Annotated in this window: 17 protein-coding genes; 9 read left to right on the top strand and 8 right to left on the bottom strand. The window is 69.9% G+C overall.

Translation table 11 applies throughout. The features are described 5' to 3' along the window. Nucleotides 1–7 precede the first annotated feature (7 nt). Nucleotides 8–583 (top strand): RNA polymerase sigma factor, encoded by a 576-nt coding sequence (locus ACGFNV_RS35025; RefSeq protein ID WP_393628138.1) that lies wholly within the window; start codon nucleotides 8–10, stop codon nucleotides 581–583. 5 nt (nucleotides 584–588) lie between these two features. Next, nucleotides 589–1,248 (top strand): hypothetical protein, encoded by a 660-nt coding sequence (locus ACGFNV_RS35020; protein ID WP_393628196.1) that lies wholly within the window; start codon nucleotides 589–591, stop codon nucleotides 1,246–1,248. A 91-nt stretch (nucleotides 1,249–1,339) separates the two neighbouring features. Here the strand turns inward: ACGFNV_RS35020 and ACGFNV_RS35015 are convergent, their stop codons facing one another. Together ACGFNV_RS35015 and ACGFNV_RS35010 are read right to left on the bottom strand one after the other, a co-directional pair. Further along, complete coding sequence (locus ACGFNV_RS35015) at nucleotides 1,340–2,542, bottom strand: MFS transporter (RefSeq protein ID WP_393628136.1); 1,203 nt, start codon at nucleotides 2,540–2,542, stop codon at nucleotides 1,340–1,342. A gap of 493 nt (nucleotides 2,543–3,035) precedes the next feature. After that, nucleotides 3,036–3,635, bottom strand: coding sequence for a TetR/AcrR family transcriptional regulator (locus ACGFNV_RS35010; protein WP_393628135.1), 600 nt, complete (start codon nucleotides 3,633–3,635; stop codon nucleotides 3,036–3,038). A gap of 62 nt (nucleotides 3,636–3,697) precedes the next feature. Between ACGFNV_RS35010 and ACGFNV_RS35005 the strand changes: the two genes are divergently transcribed. Both ACGFNV_RS35005 and ACGFNV_RS35000 read left to right on the top strand, forming a co-directional pair. Then, on the top strand, nucleotides 3,698–4,528 hold the full coding sequence (locus ACGFNV_RS35005; RefSeq protein WP_393628133.1) for a class I SAM-dependent methyltransferase: 831 nt from the start codon (nucleotides 3,698–3,700) through the stop codon (nucleotides 4,526–4,528). Nucleotides 4,529–5,082: 554 nt separating this feature from the next. Continuing rightward, nucleotides 5,083–6,525, top strand: coding sequence for an ISL3 family transposase (locus tag ACGFNV_RS35000; RefSeq protein ID WP_393628131.1), 1,443 nt, complete (start codon nucleotides 5,083–5,085; stop codon nucleotides 6,523–6,525). Nucleotides 6,526–6,554: 29 nt separating this feature from the next. On the opposite strand, the gene ACGFNV_RS34995 is transcribed toward ACGFNV_RS35000, so the two are convergent. Then, nucleotides 6,555–7,046: a DUF4265 domain-containing protein gene (locus ACGFNV_RS34995; protein WP_393628129.1), complete on the bottom strand. Its 492-nt coding sequence runs from the start codon at nucleotides 7,044–7,046 to the stop codon at nucleotides 6,555–6,557. Nucleotides 7,047–7,290: 244 nt separating this feature from the next. Here ACGFNV_RS34995 and ACGFNV_RS34990 point away from each other — a divergent pair, with 244 nt between their 5' ends. The 4 genes from ACGFNV_RS34990 (at nucleotide 7,291) to ACGFNV_RS34975 (ending at nucleotide 9,986) form a co-directional block, all read left to right on the top strand. After that, nucleotides 7,291–7,824, top strand: coding sequence for a DUF2231 domain-containing protein (locus ACGFNV_RS34990; RefSeq protein ID WP_393628128.1), 534 nt, complete (start codon nucleotides 7,291–7,293; stop codon nucleotides 7,822–7,824). Between the two features lie 323 nt (nucleotides 7,825–8,147). After that, entirely contained in the window at nucleotides 8,148–8,297 is a 150-nt protein-coding gene (locus ACGFNV_RS34985; protein ID WP_393628126.1) for a hypothetical protein, read from the top strand. Between the two features lie 270 nt (nucleotides 8,298–8,567). Next, a complete protein-coding gene (locus ACGFNV_RS34980) occupies nucleotides 8,568–9,260 on the top strand; it encodes a GAF and ANTAR domain-containing protein (protein WP_393628124.1) in 693 nt (230 codons plus the stop codon). A 198-nt stretch (nucleotides 9,261–9,458) separates the two neighbouring features. Then, on the top strand, nucleotides 9,459–9,986 hold the full coding sequence (locus tag ACGFNV_RS34975; protein ID WP_393628122.1) for an ATP-binding protein: 528 nt from the start codon (nucleotides 9,459–9,461) through the stop codon (nucleotides 9,984–9,986). A 69-nt stretch (nucleotides 9,987–10,055) separates the two neighbouring features. On the opposite strand, the gene ACGFNV_RS34970 is transcribed toward ACGFNV_RS34975, so the two are convergent. The 5 genes from ACGFNV_RS34970 to chvE form a co-directional block, all read right to left on the bottom strand. Continuing rightward, nucleotides 10,056–10,862, bottom strand: coding sequence for an MBL fold metallo-hydrolase (locus ACGFNV_RS34970; RefSeq protein ID WP_393628120.1), 807 nt, complete (start codon nucleotides 10,860–10,862; stop codon nucleotides 10,056–10,058). A 44-nt stretch (nucleotides 10,863–10,906) separates the two neighbouring features. After that, on the bottom strand, nucleotides 10,907–11,521 hold the full coding sequence (locus ACGFNV_RS34965; protein WP_393628118.1) for a DsbA family protein: 615 nt from the start codon (nucleotides 11,519–11,521) through the stop codon (nucleotides 10,907–10,909). Nucleotides 11,522–11,680: 159 nt separating this feature from the next. Beyond that, the gene (locus tag ACGFNV_RS34960; protein WP_393628116.1) at nucleotides 11,681–12,175 is read right to left on the bottom strand and encodes a MarR family winged helix-turn-helix transcriptional regulator; all 495 of its coding nucleotides are present in this window, start codon (nucleotides 12,173–12,175) and stop codon (nucleotides 11,681–11,683) included. Nucleotides 12,176–12,328: 153 nt separating this feature from the next. Beyond that, entirely contained in the window at nucleotides 12,329–12,790 is a 462-nt protein-coding gene (locus ACGFNV_RS34955) for a VOC family protein (RefSeq protein WP_393628115.1), read from the bottom strand. Between the two features lie 903 nt (nucleotides 12,791–13,693). Next, entirely contained in the window at nucleotides 13,694–14,770 is a 1,077-nt protein-coding gene (gene chvE / locus ACGFNV_RS34950) for a multiple monosaccharide ABC transporter substrate-binding protein (RefSeq protein WP_393628113.1), read from the bottom strand. Nucleotides 14,771–15,305: 535 nt separating this feature from the next. Between chvE and ACGFNV_RS34945 the strand changes: the two genes are divergently transcribed. Next, nucleotides 15,306–16,034: a helix-turn-helix transcriptional regulator gene (locus ACGFNV_RS34945; protein WP_393628111.1), complete on the top strand. Its 729-nt coding sequence runs from the start codon at nucleotides 15,306–15,308 to the stop codon at nucleotides 16,032–16,034. Nucleotides 16,035–16,071: the final 37 nt, after the last annotated feature.

The following is a 16,071-nucleotide window of genomic DNA, read 5'->3' as shown; positions in this document are numbered from 1 at the left end:
CCCTGGTATGTGGCGCATGGGCCTTTCCCCCGGGCCGGTGCCCGACGAGGCACTGCTCACCGGCCTGGCGACGGGCGATCCCGAGCTCGTCGTCGCGTTCGTGCGCCGTTTCCAGCGAACGGTCTTCGGCGTGGCCCTCGCGGTCCTCGGTGATCCTCAGCTCGCCGAGGACGTCGCCCAGCAGACCTTCGAGCGGGCCTGGCGGCACGCGCAGGTGTACGACCCTCGGCGTGGCTCGGTGCGGGCCTGGCTGACGGCCATCGCGCACAATCTGGCGATCGACGCGGTACGGGCCCGGCGGGCGGACCCGGTCGCCCCCGAGGATCTGGACACGCTGCTCGGCATCGTGACCGAGACGCCGGAGCGGCGGGCGCTCGCCGACGACAGTGCGCGGCGCGTCCGGCGGGCGGTGGCGGAGCTCCCCCGGGAGCAGGCGCGGGCCCTGGTGATGGCCGGGATCTACGGGATGACGGCACGGGAGGTCGCGGAGGCCGAGGACGTTGCGCTGGGCACGGCGAAGACCCGGATCCGGACCGGGACGCTCAAGCTGCGAGCGCTCCTGGAGACGGAGGAGAAGCGGTGAGGGGCATGGAGTGCGAGCGACTGCGGGAGCTGGGCGCCGAGCTGGCGCTCGGGGTCCTGCCGGCCCGGGACCGGGCCGAGGCGGTCGTCCATCTGGACCGCTGCCCGCACTGCCGGGAGTACGTCGAGCGGCTCACGGCGGTCGGTGACGGTCTCCTCGCGCTGCTTCCGGGTGCCGAGCCGCCGGTCGGTTTCGAGAGCCGGGTCGTACGGGCGCTGGGCGCGACGCCCGCGCCGAAGCCCTTCAGGCGCCGGCTGGGGCTGGCGGCGGCCGGCGTGGCCGCGGCCCTGGCCTGCGGTTTCGGCGGCTGGGCGGTCGGCACGGTGGTTGTGGGCGCCCCGTCGACCGTCTCGCAGCCGACGGCCGGCGGCCTACGGGAGGCGGCCCTGGTCTCCGAGGGCCACGAGGTGGGCCGTTTCTTCGCTCATTCCGGCGGCGAGGGATGGGTGTACATGTCAGTCGACCTCGACGGGGCCGGCCGGGGCCCGGTGCGGTGTCTGCTCGTACACGCCGACGGGTCGACGGTGCCGGCAGGTTCGTTCCCGCTCAAGGGCGGTTACGGGTACTGGGGGGCGCCGGCCGAGGTCGATCCGGCGACGGTGACCGGCGCCCGTCTGGTGGCCCCGGACGGAAGCGTCCTGGCCACGGCGCACTTCAAGAGTTAGGCGTCGCAGGGCGTGAGAGCTGCAGAAGACGGGGCCGGGGGTCCGCGCTGGATGCTCCCGGGGGTCGACTCCGAGGGGTGGTCGTCCGGACTCAGCGTTTCGGCACGGAAGTCTGCGGGGCCGGTCCGGGGCGCCGGTGTGCCAGGCCGAGCACCGAGGCCGCGCCGAGCAGGACGGCGAGAGTCGCGTAGCCGTGGGTGAGGGTCGTCAGCGAGGCCACGGCAGCCACGAGCAAGGGGCCACCGGCGTCACCGAGTTCGCGGCCCAGTTCGGCGGCGCCCATCGTCTGGCCGAGGCGCTCGGTCGGCGTCGAGGCGGCGAGGGCGGCGAAGCCGAGCGGGGTGATCAGCCCGGTTCCGGCACCGATCAGGGCGGCACCGACGAGGACACCGGTCAGGCCGGGCAGCATGGCGCAGGTGAGGCCGACGGCAGTGATGAGCAGCCCGGCGCCCATGCCGCCGCGTGGGGTGAGGCGTCCGTCGTCCAGGGCTCGCCCGGCCCTGGGCTGTACTACGGCCGCGCAGGCGGCCAGCACCGACACGGCCGCGCCGGTGGCTATCGTTCCCAGTCCCGCCGCGCGGCCGGAGACCGGCAGGAAACCCACCCCGACCGAGAGCGCGGCAGTCGCCGCGGCCAGGGCCGACGTCGGGGCGAGGAAGGACGGCTCAGCCAGCCGCCGGGCCAGGTCGAGCACGGTCTGGCGGGCCTTGGGCAGCGGCGGTACGACGGGCACGACGAGCGCCGCCCATACGGCGACGCCCGCGCCGAGTGCCGCGAGCACCGCGAACAACAGGCGCAGCCCCCCGGCCCATGCCAGGACGCCGCCGAGGAGCGGGCCCAGTGTGTAACCGATCGACTTGTGGAAGCCGTAGCTGCCGAACGCGCGGCCGTGCTTGGCCGCCGGGTTGAGCCGGGCCACCAGTGCGGAAGCCGACGGGGAGAACGCCGAGGCCGCCGCCCCTTGGCCGAGGCGGGCCGCCCAGAGCCAGTCCGCGCTGTCCGCCACCACGTACAGGGCGGAGGCGGCGGCGAACGCGACGAGGCCGCCGAGCAGAACGGGGCGGGCGCCGATCCGGTCGGCCAGGGTTCCGAAGACCGGTTTCAGCACGACCTCGGCACCGTCGTACAGGGCGAGCAGTCCGCCCAGCACCAGCAGCGAGGTGACGGCGTCCTGCGAGTAGCCGCCGAGATTCGCGGCGATGCCGTGCGCCCCGAACGCGGTGGTGAATCCCGCCGCGTACAGCGGCCACATCTGCCGGGCCGGCGCGGCCTGCGCCACAGTCGCCGCGCTCATGGGTGCACCTCCGGAGTCTGGCGCAGGGCGGCAAGGACGCGCTCAGGGTAGTCCAGGCAGGCGGCCGTGCACTGTTCGAGCCGTGAGCCGGCCTCGAGCGGTCTGAAGCCCTTCCTCTGGCACAACTCCGGCGGTGCCGACAACACCGGCACCGGCACCCCGTGCGACCTGATGGTCGACGCCGCGACCCACCGCGCGCACCACGGGCGACCACGAACTGGGCCCTGACCGTCTACGGCCAGGAAGCGTGTCTCGTCCCAGGCGACCGGGAGGGCGGCCGGGACGACGCCATGCGGGACTCGCTGATCGGGTTGATGGCGCTCCTTGAAAACGGCCACCTCTTGCTTGGGGCGAACCCATACCTGCTCAGTGGATCTCCCCAGGAAGCTGGCGCATAGCCTGCGGACAGAACTCGCTGCGGATGCCTACCAGCCCCGGGGAGGGAGGGAGGCGGAGGGGCGGGCGGAAGAGACGTGCCACTTGGGCGTTTAGGTCACGATTCAGGTGGCCGCAAGGCACTGGTGATGACGGTGGTCACCATCTTGCGGACGGCGGGGGTCTGCGGTGGGGCGCTGGTCCGGTCGGCGAACAGCAGGTGCCCGGCCCCGACGAGGGTGGGGGCGAGTGTGTCGACGTCGGCGTCACCGGCCAGACGCCCCAGCTCCCGTTCGGCGGTGAGGTATGCAGCGATCATGGCGGTGCCCTGCATAACCAGTGGGATACCGGTCAGACCGGCCTCGCGCAGCCGTGCGCGGAGGCCGTCGCGGAAGGTGATGAGCGCGACGATCGCCACCGTGACCGGCCCGAACAGGTCTTGCAGCGCGTCGGCGAGGTTGTCCACCATGCTCCCGGTGCCGGCGGCCGCGCGCAGAGTCGTGGTCTGATTCTCGATGCCGCGGACGCGGTCGAGGACCAGGTCCGCCAGGAAAGCGTCGAAGTCGGCGAAGTGCCGGTGCAGCACACCTTTGGCGCAGTTCGCCTCCTCCGTGACCGCCCGGCTGGTCAATGCGTCGGGCCCGTCCCTGAGCAGGACGCGCTCGGCGGCTTCGAACAGCTGGCCGCGCACGTTATGGATGTGCACCCCTGTCGGCATGGTCTCCCTTTCCGCGCCGCCCCGCCCTTAACAAGTGGGCAACCGCCCATTAGTGTGGGCGCATGCCCACTTTATCGCAGGGACAGCCGGACGAGTCCGGCCCGGAGCCCCACCGTCACCGTCAGACGGCCGAGTCGTTCGGCGTGGATGCCGAACGCTACGACCGCGCCCGACCGCCGTACCCCCAGGCCCTGGTGGACAGGATCGTCGCGGCAAGCCCCGGTCGGCACGTCCTCGACGTCGGAGCAGGGACCGGCATCGAGGCCCGGCAGTTCCAGGTGGTCGGCTGCACGGTGCTCGGTGTCGAGCCCGACGAGCGGATGGCCGCCTTCGCGCGACGCAGCGGTGTCGAGGTCGAGCTCGCCAGGTTCGAGGACTGGCAGCCGGCCGGGCGGCAGTTCGACGCTGTCATCGCCGGCACCGCCTGGCACTGGGTGGACCCCGTCGCCGGCGCGGTCAAGGCGGCCCAGGTGCTCCGGCCCGGCGGCCGACTCGCCCCCTTCCACCACGTCCCCCAGCTTCCGGCCGAGGTGATCGACGCCCTCGCCGAAGCACTCCAACGGGTCGCCCCCGATTCACCGTTCAACCCCGGCCTACTGAGAGGCTCGGCCGTAGACGCCTACCAGCCACTGTTCGCGAAAATCGCCGACGGGATCCGGCAGACCGGCAGCTTCAGCGAGCCAGAACAGTGGCGCTTCACCTGGGAGCGCACCTACTCCCGAGAGGAGTGGCTCGACCAACTGCCCACCTTCGGCGGTCTCACCCAACTCCCCGCAGACAAAGTGGCGGAGGTCCTGGACAGCGCCGGGACCGCGATCGACAAGCTCGGCGGCCACGCCACCATGCCCTACACATCCGTCGTGATCACCTCGACCCGCTCCCATACAGCCTGACCGTTACAAACGTCGGGCGTCGCCGGACGCGAGCAGACTCGTGATTCGGCGACACCCCCGGGGAAGGCGAGAAAGAGAATCTGCAAGCGGGAAAGGTCCTCCGGCTTCCTGCGCCGAGCCGCAGCCATCAGCAGCGGCGCCACCTACCCGCGGCACGCGTCGAGACGGAGTGACGGTCCTTGCCAGCGCGGGCCCGCACGCTGAGGGCCACCTCCAGGGAGAGCCACGGCCGGCTCGGTACCGGCACTCACTGAAACTTCCCACACCGTTGAAGAGCGCACAGCCTGAAGCGAAGAGCGGCCCTGGCCGTTTTCAAGGCTCTGACCGGAGTTCCGTGATTTCCCAGGTCAGGGCGCGTGCGGGAACGTTCCGGCAGGGCATGCCTGGCTGGTGGGGGTTTGCTCGCTGGATGATGTGCTGTTCCCGGACGTCGATGTTCGTTTGGAGGCCGTGGAGTTCACGGCGGAGGTGCTGGTAGTGGTGGCGGCCGCATGCGGTCCGCCACCCAGATGCCCTGGATGCCCGCACCCAAGCCCGGAGAGTCCACTCCTCCTATGAGCGGAGCCTGGCCGAGCGGCCCATGGCGGTTGCGTCCCGGGAAGAAGCTGCTGCTCAGGCTGAGGGTCCGGCGGTTCTTCTGTGACCGGGCCACGTGTCGGCGTCGGACGTTCGTCGAGCAGGTCACAGGGCTGAGCGAGCGATATCGCCGCTCCAGCCTCGGTCTGAAGTCCTGGTTGCGCCAGGTCGCGGTCGAGCTCGGCGGCCGCGCCGGCGAACGGCTGTGCCGCCGCCTGCACCTCGTCGCTGGCCGCACGCGCCTGCTGGAACTCCTGGACCCTCCGACCGCGCCGGAACGGTCCCCGCGGGTCCTCGGTGTCGACGAGTTCGCCTTCAGCAAGGGCCGCACCTACGGCACTCTCCTGGTCGACGTCGAGGCAGGTCGCGTCGTGGACGTGTTGCCCGACCGGACCTCGGAGACCTTTGCCGCCTGGCTGCGGGATCATCCCGGTGCCGAGATCATCTGCCGCGACCGGGCGACGGCCTACACCCGTGCGATCAAGGAAGCAGCCCCCGATGCGGTGGAGGTCGCCGATCGCTGGCACCTGCTGCAAAACCTCGCTGCCGCGGTGGAGAAGACCTGCCATCAGCACCGCGTCTGCCTGCGCAAACGCGCCGATGAGGAGATCGGCCGCATACCAGATGCGCCTCCGCTGATAGGGCTCTCTCTGTACGAACTTCCCCGGACGCAGATCATCGAGCGGACTCGTCACCGTCACGCAGACGTGCACAAACTCGTCGCGGCTGGCTGGACCGTCAGCACCATCGCCCGCCGGCTCCACCTCGACCGCAAGACTGTCCGGCGGTTCCGCGACACCGACCTCGACCAGCTCCTGGCCTCCGCTCAAGAACGTCGGCCGGCCGGAGTGCTGGAGCCGTTCAAGCCGTACTTGAACACGCGCTTCACCGAGAGCCTCGGCCAGGTCAGCGGCAGCCGCCTCTTCTTGGAGATCAGCGAACGCGGCTACCGCGGCAGCCGCCAGGTCGTCCGCAAGCACCTCGCGGCCCTCCGCGCCGGGAACGCCGAACCCATCCGGGCCGACATCCCCAGCCCCCGCAAGATCACCGGCTGGATCATGCGCCCGCAGGACACCCTCCAGCCCGACCTCGCCCGTCGATTACTGGACGTGCGCATCGCCTGCCCCGACATCGCCCGGGCCTGCGATCTGGCCCGGGCGTTCGCCGAACTCCTCCGGAACAGGCGCGGCTTCCTGCTGACCGAGTGGATCCGCCGGGCCGAGCAGGACGCACCCAAGCCCATAAGCGGATTCGCCGGCTTCCTCCGCGGCGACCTGGGCGCCGTCACCGCCGGACTGACCCTGCACTGGAGCTCAGGCGTCGTCGAAGGCCACGTCAACCGCGTGAAGACGCTCAAGAGAGCCATGTACGGCCGGGCATCCTTCGCCCTGCTCCGCACACGCATCCTCACGAGGCCATGACGTCCGGGCGTTTGGTTCAGCAGGGCAGATCAGCCCTGGACCGAGAACGGCATGGCGTCTGCCCATTCCCAGAAGGCGCGGCCGGTGGACACCTCGCGCTCCATGACGTCGAACAGCTTCGAGGGGTTCGCAGGAGGTGGGATGTCGACGGCGACGTGCCGGTCACCGCTCCACTCACTCAGCAGACCCGCGGCAGTGACTTCCGCCTTGATCCGAGCGATCGTTTCCGCAAGCCGTGCAGGGACCGAGTGGGGCATCAGGAGCATACGCAGAACCCGGTGCGAGGAGTGTCCAACAACCTCGCTGACCTCGTCGTTCTCCGACAGACGTACTCGGTCTCCCAGGGCGAGTCCGTACGTCTGGAACGGGATGCAGGCGACGGAGTAGGTCCCATCGCTGAGAGGCTGTAGCCACAGCTGTTCCATCTGTCCGTCCAACCCGAATGGGGCCAGATCGGCACGAGCGATGTAGTTGTGCTGACTCCGGCCGACGGGGTCGTCGTGGACGATGAAAACTGTCATGTGGTGCCTCCCAGCGGGCTTTCATCCCCATGATCTCGTGGCCGACTGACTGCATCACCAGAGGGGCCGTACGGGCAGCGGCAGCCGATTCACGGAACTCCGGTCAGAGCCGTTTTCAAGAATCGCCATCACGGTCACTAAACGGTCAAATGTCGCGCGCGAGCTGCCCTCGGAAGCCTCGCTTGCGCCATGGGTGAATAAGGCCAACAATCGTTGGTGAAACAGCTCATGCGTGAGGTGCGGCATGACGGTGAACAGCGACCTGAACCAGGCGAAGCAGCCGGTCAGCGGTGCGCTGGCCGGACCGTACGGGCACCCGATCCATCCGATCCTGGTCACGGTGCCGATCGGGGCGTGGGTGTGCAGTCTGGTCTTCGACATCTCCTCACGGATCGTGGACCGGCCCGGCTTCCTGGCGCACGGATCCGCTTGGCTGATCGCCATCGGCGTGCTCGGTGCGCTGGCCGCCGCAGGTGTCGGCTTCCTCGACCTGTTCGCCATCCCCACCGGCACCCCGGCTTTCCGTACGGGCCTGGTGCACATGGCGCTGAACCTCACCGTCACCGCCGCCTACGCGATCGGCTTCGCTTGGCGGCAGAGCGACGGCTACCCGGTCGGCCGCGGCGTCGCTTCCGGCCAACTGGCACTCTCCGCCGTCTCTCTGGCCGCCCTGAGCGTCTCCGGGTTCCTCGGCGGCAAGCTCGCCTACCGCTACGGCGTCCGCGTGGCCACCGAGTCCGTACAGGCCGAGGGCTTCCGCACCGAGGCCCGGTCCTGACCGGTCCGCCGGTCGCCCATTGCCCGATCAACCGGAGCCCCGATATGGAGATCGCCGCTCTCATCGCCTGGGTGGTCACCGCTCTGGGCGGATTCGTGCTCCTCGCCCGCTGGACCGCCCGCGGCGGCCTGCGCCAGCAGTAGACCGGCACCACGCGTTTCCCGGCACCTGTCGTCTTCGGCCACTTCCTGCTCGCGGCAGCCGGCCTGGTCCTCTGGATCATCTACCTGGCCGCCGACACGGACGCCCTGGCCTGGACGGCCTTCGTCCTGCTCGTCGCCGTCGCCCTGCTCGGTTTCACCCTGCTCTCGCGCTGGATCCCCGTGTACCGCACCACCGGCACCCCCGCTGCCGGGGACGAGGCGGCCCCGGCCGAACGGCACCTCCCCGTGCCCGTGGTCGCCGCCCACGGCGTCCTCGCAGCCACGACGCTGGTCCTCGTGCTGCTGGCCGCCCTCGAAGTGGGCGGCTGATCCGGCGCGGGAGGAGCACCCTGTGGACCTTGATCGGCAGCACGGCCATCCGGCCGCGCCCCGCTGACCAGGAGCCCTTGGAGTCGCCGCTCGATCGCGCTTGCACTCTGCGCCTTCGTCATGACGGCGGGTGCCGGACCACGATGCCGACCTCTGCAGGGAGAGGAACACCGTGGGCGCTGTGAGTTCGGTTTCGCGCGAGAGTCAGCGCGGGTGAAAGGCCTGGCTGTGGGTAGGTGTCGCAGGACTGGCGATTGAGGCGGGTGGCGGATGGAGTGGCGGGAGTTCGCCGAGGAGATGGCCCGGCTCGCGCGGAACTTGCTGGCGCAGGAGTCGGTGCAGGGGACGCTGGACGAGATCGTGGCGTCGGCGGTGAACATGGTGGACAACTGTGACGCCGCCGGGATCCTGGCGGTGCGCAAGGGCCGGGCTGTCACGCTGGCCTCCTGTGGGGACATGGTTGCGGAATCCGACCGACTCCAGGGTGAGCTGGGTGAGGGGCCGTGCTTCGATCTCGCCCACCACGCGGGTGGGGAGCGCGTGTTTCGGATCGCGGATACGACCGAGCCCCAGCCGGCTTGGCCGCGGTTCGCAGCGGCGGCCCGCGATCTCGGCATCGGCAGCATGACCGGGATACTGCTCTACACCCACGACGAAGACTTCGGCGCGCTGAACCTGTACGCCGGCCGCCCGGGCGCCTTCAGCAAGGACATCGAAACCGCGGGCTGGCTGCTGGCCTCGCACGCCGCCGTCGCCCTTGCCGACGCCCACACCATCGACCAGTTGCAGCACGCCATGGAGACCCGACACGCCATAGGCGAGGCCATGGGCATGCTCATGGAACGCCATCGGCTGAGCGAGGACGACGCCTTCAACGTGCTGCGCCGCATCTCGCAGCACCACAACATCAAGCTGCGCGACGTCGCCCAGCGCATCCGGGACGAGCGCACCGACCAGGGCTGATCATCCGGCTTCCCGTTCCATTGCCGCGTTGTCGTCGGGAGCGGGCGCGTAGTCCTGGTGTGCCGGCGAGAGGGCGGGGCTCCGTTGCACACGGAAAGGCGAGCGCCGGGCGGATGCCTCCGTGTGCGCGGCCAGTGCCCGGGTAGCCGCACGGGGAAAGCCGTCCAAGAACGGCCGAAGACAACGAAAGAGCTCCGCATGGTCATCCCGCTTATGAAGCAGGCGGAAGATGAGCACGGCACGGACGAGCACGCCCCGCTGCGCTTCGGCGCGGCCTGGGCCGCAGTCGCGGCCCGCGCGGGCGACGCGCGTCAGGCCCTGCACACCTTCCTCACCCACGCCCCTCACGCCGGCCGCACCGCCGTACCGGCCTCGCTGGCAATGGACGCCGGACTCGTCATCAGTGAGCTGGTCACGAATGCAATCGTGCATGCTCCCGGCCCCTGCGGGATGGCGCTCCAGCTGTCCGGGGAGGAGCTGGCCATCACCGTGTGGGACACCTCCACGGAGAAACCGGTGGTGAGGAAGCGCGACCGGCACCGCGTCGGCGGCCACGGACTGCGCCTGGTGCACGCGGTGAGCGACAGAGTCGCCGTCGCACACCGTGCGCGGGGTAAGCAGATCACCGCGTACCTGCGCCTCACCCCGAGCAGCGACGCCAGTGCCGGCCCGTTCGGGCGGGACACAGCGGGCGCCGTGTCCCGCCCGGCAGCCTCTCCCGCCTGAATCCACCGCGTACGACGAAGTAGTGGGCGACGCGGACGTCGATAGCGGTGCCGCCATGGGTCGTGGTGGTCAGCCCCACTTCATCTCGCCCTTGGCGACCTTCGCACCGATCTGGGCGGCGATCAGCATGCCGTTGTCCGGGTGGCGTGCCACCAGTGCGTCGGTCAGCGCGGCGCCGTCGGCGGCCTTGCCCAGTTCCTCCTCGAAGGCGAGCAGGTAGTCGCGGGTGGCGGTGATGGCGGAGGCGTCGGCGGGCGTGCCGGGCAGGCGGTGACCTGGCACGACCAGTTCGGGCTGGAGCGCGGCCATCTCGTCCAGCAGCCTCACCCAGGCCGAGCGGTGCTCGGGGGTCGGGGTGTCGGCGACCCAGACGTGCTCCTGCTGGAACAACAGCACACCGCCGAGGATCGCTCGCTGCTCGGCCTGCCACAGGTAGTGGCGGTCGGGCAGTTCGGCGGGGCCGCCCTTGAGCTCGAAGCGGTGGCCCTCCAGAGTGATGGTCCCGGTCAGCGGCTGGAGGTCGACCAGACGGGTGGGCAGGTTGGCCCCCAGGGCCGCCCACGCCTTGAGCTTGCCTTCGTAGGAGTGCTTGATGTGCTCGATGACGAGCGGGGTGGCGACGAAGCGCGCGTCAGGGAAGGCGTCCGCGAGGATCTCGGCGCCGAAGTAGAAGTCCGGGTCGCCGTGGCTGACGAACACGGTGGTGAGCGTCCTGCCGGAGTCGAGGATCTCGGCAGTCAGGCGGTGACCGTCGGCGCGGGTGAAGCCGGCGTCGACCAGCAGGGCTGCGTTCTCGCCCGTGACGAGGGTGGCGGTCTTGTTCTTGGATCCGGCCGGGAAGTCGAGGTCCAGGATCTTGAAGGAGAGGGCACTCATGTCGGGTTCCTTGGAGGGGAGTTCTGGACGTGTGGGGAGAGGCGTCACGCGGTGAGGGACGCCAGGCGCCGGTCGACGTCGTCGGCGGTGGCATGGCCGCGGGCCAGGGCGGTGGCGCGGTCGCCGTCGACGGCCAGGAGGGTGGGGAAGCCGGTGACACCCAGTTCGGCTGCGTAGCGGAAGTCGGCCTCGGCCGCCGCCTGCGCCTGGGGCGCCTCGAAGGCGGCCACGACGGCGTTCGCGTCCAGTCCGGCCTGTTGGGCGAGCTTCCGGTAGGTGGCGGGTTCGGACAGGCTCAGGCCGTCGACGTAGAAGGCGTCCTGCACAGCGGTGGCCAGTTCGGCCGCCCGGCCGGGGGCAGACCGGCGCAGGGCGGCCACGCCACGCGCGGCGGCCTCGGAGTCCATGACGAAGGCGCCGTCGGCGATCAACTGTTCGTAGGCTTCGCCGAACTGCGCGCCGGTCAGTTCGGCGATCTTGGCGTTCGCGCCCTGGACGTGGCCGAACTCGCGGATCGGTACGCGCCGGGGCCCGGTGAACAGGCCTCCGGAGACCACCTCCACCGGCAGGGAGGGGTGGCGGGAGACGACCTCGCGCAGGGTCGCGGAGAACCCGTGCGACCAGCCGCAGTAGGCGTCGAAGACATGGACGAGCTTCATCGAGGACCTCGGCGCGGTGCGGTGCCCACCCGGTGTGGGCTATTCATCTGACCAAACAGTATCTGCTCAGTCAGGTATTTCTCCGCGTGTGTGGCGGTCGCCACACCTTGTGCTGTTGCCGACGGTCACGGCCGGTGTCCCGGCCGCTCGAAAATGCTGTCAGGGCAGACGGGGCAGCACGTCCCGCGCCGCGTGGCTCAGAACGCGCAGGTTCTCGGCGAACCGCTCCCGGTCCTCGGGCGGCAGGGGCTCCAGGAAGTAGTTCCTGATGTTCTCGACGTGCACCCGGGACGCGGCGACCGCCGTCTCCTCCCCCTTCGGTGTGAGGCGCACCAACCGCCCCCGACGGTCACCGGGATCCTCGGCCCGTCCGACGAGGCCGGCCGCCTCCATACGGTCCACCAGCCGGGTCGCGCCTCCCGTGGTCAGCACCTGCTCCTGGGCGATGGCCCGCATCGACAGCCCGGGCTCCCCGGCCCTCCCCAGGATCAGCAGCACCTCGAACATGAGATGGCTGATGCCGCACTCCTGCTCCAAGGCCCGTCCCAGGATGTACTCCAGCCGGTTCGCCGCCCCTTGCAGCCGCCCGAAGGCCAGCACCAACGCGTTGTTCGCGGCCTCCTCGGCCGTCGAGATCTCCGCCTGCCCGTCCACGTCTGCGCCGCCCTTCTCGTCACGCTGCCGCGCCTTGTCCGTCGATCATGCCGTGTGCCGGGGAGGACTGGGGGTGCGGGCGGGCACGCGGCGGCGGTGGCCTCGGCGACGGGTCAGTACGCGATCCGCGGAGCGGCACGGTGCTGAGCCGGGTCAGTCCAGGCAGAACTCGTTGCCCTCGGGGTCGGTCATCACAATGAAGCCGGCCTCCATCGGAGGAGCAGGCTCGTGGCGACGGACCCGTGTCGCTCCGAGTGCGACGAGCCGGTCGCACTCGGCCTCCAGCGCCGCCATGCGCTCCGCTCCCTGCAGTCCGGGGGCCGCACGGACGTCGAGGTGGACGCGGTTCTTGGCGACCTTGTCCTCGGGAACCTGCTGGAAGAACAGCCGTGGGCCCTGCCCGTCCGGGTCCTCGATGGCCGATCTGGTGTTGCGCTCCTCCTTCGGTACGCCGACCCGAGCCAGGAAGTCGTCCCACGCCGCCAACGGGTCGGCGCCCTCGGGCAGGTCGACGCCGGGCGGGGCGGGGTGGACGTAGCCCAGTGCCTCGCGCCAGAAGTTCGACAGCGCCCGTGGGTCGTGGGCGTCGAAGGTGACCTGGATGTGGCGGCTCATCGCGTTGCTCCGTTCGTAGCGGGTGTCATGGGCAGGCTGCCGAGTTGGGCCTGGAGCCGGGGTTCCAGTGGGGCCCGCACTGCTCGCGCAGCGTCTGGCTCCAGGCGAGGCCGTCTGCGTCCATGGGGCCACCCTGACACCTGTCGCGGACAGATTCGGTCCGCTACTCCCCTGCCGGGTGCGGTGAGCGGGGTACGACGGAGCGGGTGCTCACCCTGCTCGGGCCGCTGGAGCAACGCCGCCTCCCTGTGCAGGGGGCCGCGTTCCAGTGCTCAGGCGTTGGCGTGACGGCGCCAGGCCGGCCTCCGCGGAGCGGCATGGTGCGCGGGAGCGCCCGGGCGGGTGGTCTGTTGGCGCCTCAGCCACAGGGACGTGACGGACAACAGACCGGTGAAGACCGCCAGGAAGATCACCGAGACCCACATCTGCCGGCTTCCGGGATCCTCCCACCCCACCGAGCCAGCGGAGGCTGCCCACAAGACGGCGCCTCCGGCGTAGAACGTGCGGATCCGGCGCAGTTGCCGCAGGGCTCGTACGGATTCAGCGTGATCAGTTTCCGGTGCCATGCCGACGCAAGTACCCCGAAAACGCAACCGTCATCAGCCCCCGCCGACTCTCTGGAGGAGGTGCGCCCCAGGGGCCTGCGGGTGTGAGGGCCGCTGCTTGAAGTCCGCCCCGGCCCTGTGGCGCGACCAGCAGTTCATGGCCCTGCTCGACCAGTTCGCGGCCGTGGGTGCGGAGGGGGCCGACGGCGGGCAGTGAACCCTGCGGGAACCGCGGGGCCACCGGACGCCATCGGCAGGAGTAGGGGCGGCGGAGCGGGAGAGGGTGCTCGGTTCGGAGCACCCCGGCACCCCCGGCGCCCGGGCCGGCCTGGTGGGAGGCGAAGCCTGGGCAGTGCGGCTACTGCAGTTCGGCGGCGGTGTAGTAACCGCCCAGGACCAGGACGTAGTTGTAGTTGGACTTGTCGACGCTCGTCGGCTGCAGCAGGTAGGCGGGTACGGGCTTGGCGCCGTTGTTGTAGGCCCGTCTGCTGTTCACCCTCGGCTGCCTGCCGTTGAGTATGTCGTCGACCATGTTCGCGGTGACCTCGGCGAGTTGGCGCAGGTCCTTGTAGACGGTCTGCGACTGTTCACCCGCGATGATCGACTTCACCGAGGCCAGTTCGGCGTCCTGACCGGTGACGATGGGCAGCGGTTTGCCGCTGGAGCCGTAGCCGTAGGACTTCAGTGCGGACAGGACACCGATGGAGATGCCGTCGTACGGAGCGAGGACCGCGTCGACCTTCCTGTTCGCGTAGGAGGCGGCGAGGATGCGGCTCATGCGCTTCTTAGCGGTGGGCCCGTCCCAGCGCAGGGTGGTGACCTGCTTGAGCGCGGTCTGGCCGGAACGCACGACCAACTGCTTGCTGTCCAGGTACGGCTGCAGGAGGTGCATCGAACCGTCGAAGAAGTACTTGGTGTTGTTGTCGTCGGGAGAGCCGGCGAACAGCTCGATGTTGAACGGGCCCTTGCCGTCCTCCAGACCGAGCTTTTCGATGATGTAGCGGGCCTGGAGCCGACCGACCTGCTCGTTGTCGAAGGAGACGTAATAGTCGACGTTCTTCGTGCCGAGGATGAGTCGGTCGTAGGAGATCACCGGGATCTTCGCGGCGGCGGCCTGCTTGAGCACGCCGTTCAGCGACTCGTTGTCGATGGCCGCGATGATCAGCGCGTCGACGCCCTGCTTGATCAGGTCCTCGATCTGCGCGACCTGCCTTTTCGGGTCGTCCTCGCCGTAGACCAGCTTGGTCTCGTACCCCTTGGCCTTCAGATCCTTGACGACGCTCTTGCCGTCAGTGATCCAGCGCTCGGAGGCCTGGGTCGGCATGGCGATGCCGATCGTGCCGACCTTGGAACTGCTCCCGCTGTTCTGACCGCAGGCGGCCAGAGTCAGCACGAGGGAGGCGGCCCCGGCGAGGACGGCTCTTCGGTTGCGCATGGTGATCGTTCCTTGTTCTTCTCGGCGTTGAGAGGATGGCGGCGTACCAGACGTAACGGCGGCGAAGCGGTGCGGCGGGGACGGGCGAAAGGTGGCGAGCAGGCCGAGAGCCCGACCGGACTCCCGGCCGGGCGGTGCGCCGGCAGGTGGGACTCAGTCCGGCGAACTCGGGGATCTCGGGGATCTTGCTGCGCGCGCCCACTCGAAGCGGCAGGCGGGGGTGTACGCACGTCAGACCGCGCCACGGCATTCCGGCCACACATGTACTTATCCCGGTGATGCGCAGGACACACGCCTTTCAGCCGTTCGAAATACCGCCACACGGTCGGAATGCTGGCGCGAGAATAAAAGGGCGCTCCCGGAGTGTCAACGGGATCAACAGCAACAGTTCCACAAAGCGTCCACTTCGGCGGACGGCTTCAGCAGGCGTTTTTAGCCAGCGGTTTTTGGACTTTCCCGTTTCTCCGGTCGGGCCGGGCTGATCAGCGGGCCATAGGGAGGGGTGCCGCGATGGAATGGGGATTAATGTGAAGGCATGGGTGGCGATATGCACCATATGCCTTCTGTGGATGATCAAGCGATCGACTCCGTCAGCGTTCTCGGTGAGGAATCGCGGCGGCGGTTGTTCGCCTTCGTTCGGCGTGCGCGTCGGCCCGTCACGCGGGACGAGGCTGCCGCGAGCGTGGGTATCTCGCGGAAGCTCGCGGCCTTCCACCTGGACAAACTCGTCGACGCCGGGCTGCTGCGGGCGCGGGACAAGGACCCGGGCGCGGTGCGGAAAGTGGGCCGGCGACCCAAGGTGTACGAACCGAACGGCGCCGATCTCCGCGTCAGCATCCCCGAGCGGCGCCACGAAGCGCTGGCCGATCTGCTGCTGCAGGCCATCCTCACCGAACACAGGGACGAGACCGCCGAACTGGCGGCACTACGCACCGCCCGACAATGCGGACACGCGCTCGGCACGGCCCAACGCGAGCAGACGCGCCCCGGCCGTATGGGCGCCGAGCGCGGCCTCACGGCGTGTGAGCGCATGCTCGAGCGGCACGGCTTCGAACCCTTCAGGGAATCCCTGACTCGGCTACGGCTGCGTAACTGCCCCTTCCAGCCGTTCGCGGCCAAGGCCCCCGACCTGGTGTGCGGCATGAACCACGCGTTCGTCTCCGGCTACCTCCAGGCCATGGAGATCACCGGCGTCGAGGCCGTCCTCGCGCCCCGCCCCGGTGAATGCTGCGTGGAGCTCTGTCCCGCCCAGCCGAAAGCGTGAGGGAAGATCTCTTCGCATGAGCGACGGGTGGCGATGC

The sequence above is a fragment of the Streptomyces sp. NPDC048751 genome (assembly GCF_043198595.1).
Classification (GTDB): Bacteria; Actinomycetota; Actinomycetes; order Streptomycetales; family Streptomycetaceae; genus Streptomyces.
The sequence above is the reverse complement of the archived record's forward strand: the minus strand, read 5'-3'. Positions and strand labels throughout refer to the sequence as shown.

Bases quoted from the DNA above. Each gene is read 5' to 3' on its own strand.
- ACGFNV_RS35015 (WP_393628136.1), bottom strand. From the start codon at position 2,542: ATGAGCGCGGCGACTGTGGCGCAGGCCGCGCCGGCCCGGCAGATGTGG.
- ACGFNV_RS34970 (WP_393628120.1), bottom strand. From the start codon at position 10,862: ATGAGTGCCCTCTCCTTCAAGATCCTGGACCTCGACTTCCCGGCCGGA.
- ACGFNV_RS35020 (WP_393628196.1), top strand. From the start codon at position 589: ATGGAGTGCGAGCGACTGCGGGAGCTGGGCGCCGAGCTGGCGCTCGGG.
- ACGFNV_RS35010 (WP_393628135.1), bottom strand. From the start codon at position 3,635: ATGCCGACAGGGGTGCACATCCATAACGTGCGCGGCCAGCTGTTCGAA.
- ACGFNV_RS34945 (WP_393628111.1), top strand. From the start codon at position 15,306: ATGGGTGGCGATATGCACCATATGCCTTCTGTGGATGATCAAGCGATC.
- ACGFNV_RS34955 (WP_393628115.1), bottom strand. From the start codon at position 12,790: ATGAGCCGCCACATCCAGGTCACCTTCGACGCCCACGACCCACGGGCG.
- ACGFNV_RS34995 (WP_393628129.1), bottom strand. From the start codon at position 7,046: ATGACAGTTTTCATCGTCCACGACGACCCCGTCGGCCGGAGTCAGCAC.
- ACGFNV_RS35000 (WP_393628131.1), top strand. From the start codon at position 5,083: ATGAGCGGAGCCTGGCCGAGCGGCCCATGGCGGTTGCGTCCCGGGAAG.
- ACGFNV_RS34975 (WP_393628122.1), top strand. From the start codon at position 9,459: ATGGTCATCCCGCTTATGAAGCAGGCGGAAGATGAGCACGGCACGGAC.
- ACGFNV_RS35025 (WP_393628138.1), top strand. From the start codon at position 8: ATGTGGCGCATGGGCCTTTCCCCCGGGCCGGTGCCCGACGAGGCACTG.
- chvE (WP_393628113.1), bottom strand. From the start codon at position 14,770: ATGCGCAACCGAAGAGCCGTCCTCGCCGGGGCCGCCTCCCTCGTGCTG.
- ACGFNV_RS34965 (WP_393628118.1), bottom strand. From the start codon at position 11,521: ATGAAGCTCGTCCATGTCTTCGACGCCTACTGCGGCTGGTCGCACGGG.
- ACGFNV_RS35005 (WP_393628133.1), top strand. From the start codon at position 3,698: ATGCCCACTTTATCGCAGGGACAGCCGGACGAGTCCGGCCCGGAGCCC.
- ACGFNV_RS34980 (WP_393628124.1), top strand. From the start codon at position 8,568: ATGGAGTGGCGGGAGTTCGCCGAGGAGATGGCCCGGCTCGCGCGGAAC.
- ACGFNV_RS34990 (WP_393628128.1), top strand. From the start codon at position 7,291: ATGACGGTGAACAGCGACCTGAACCAGGCGAAGCAGCCGGTCAGCGGT.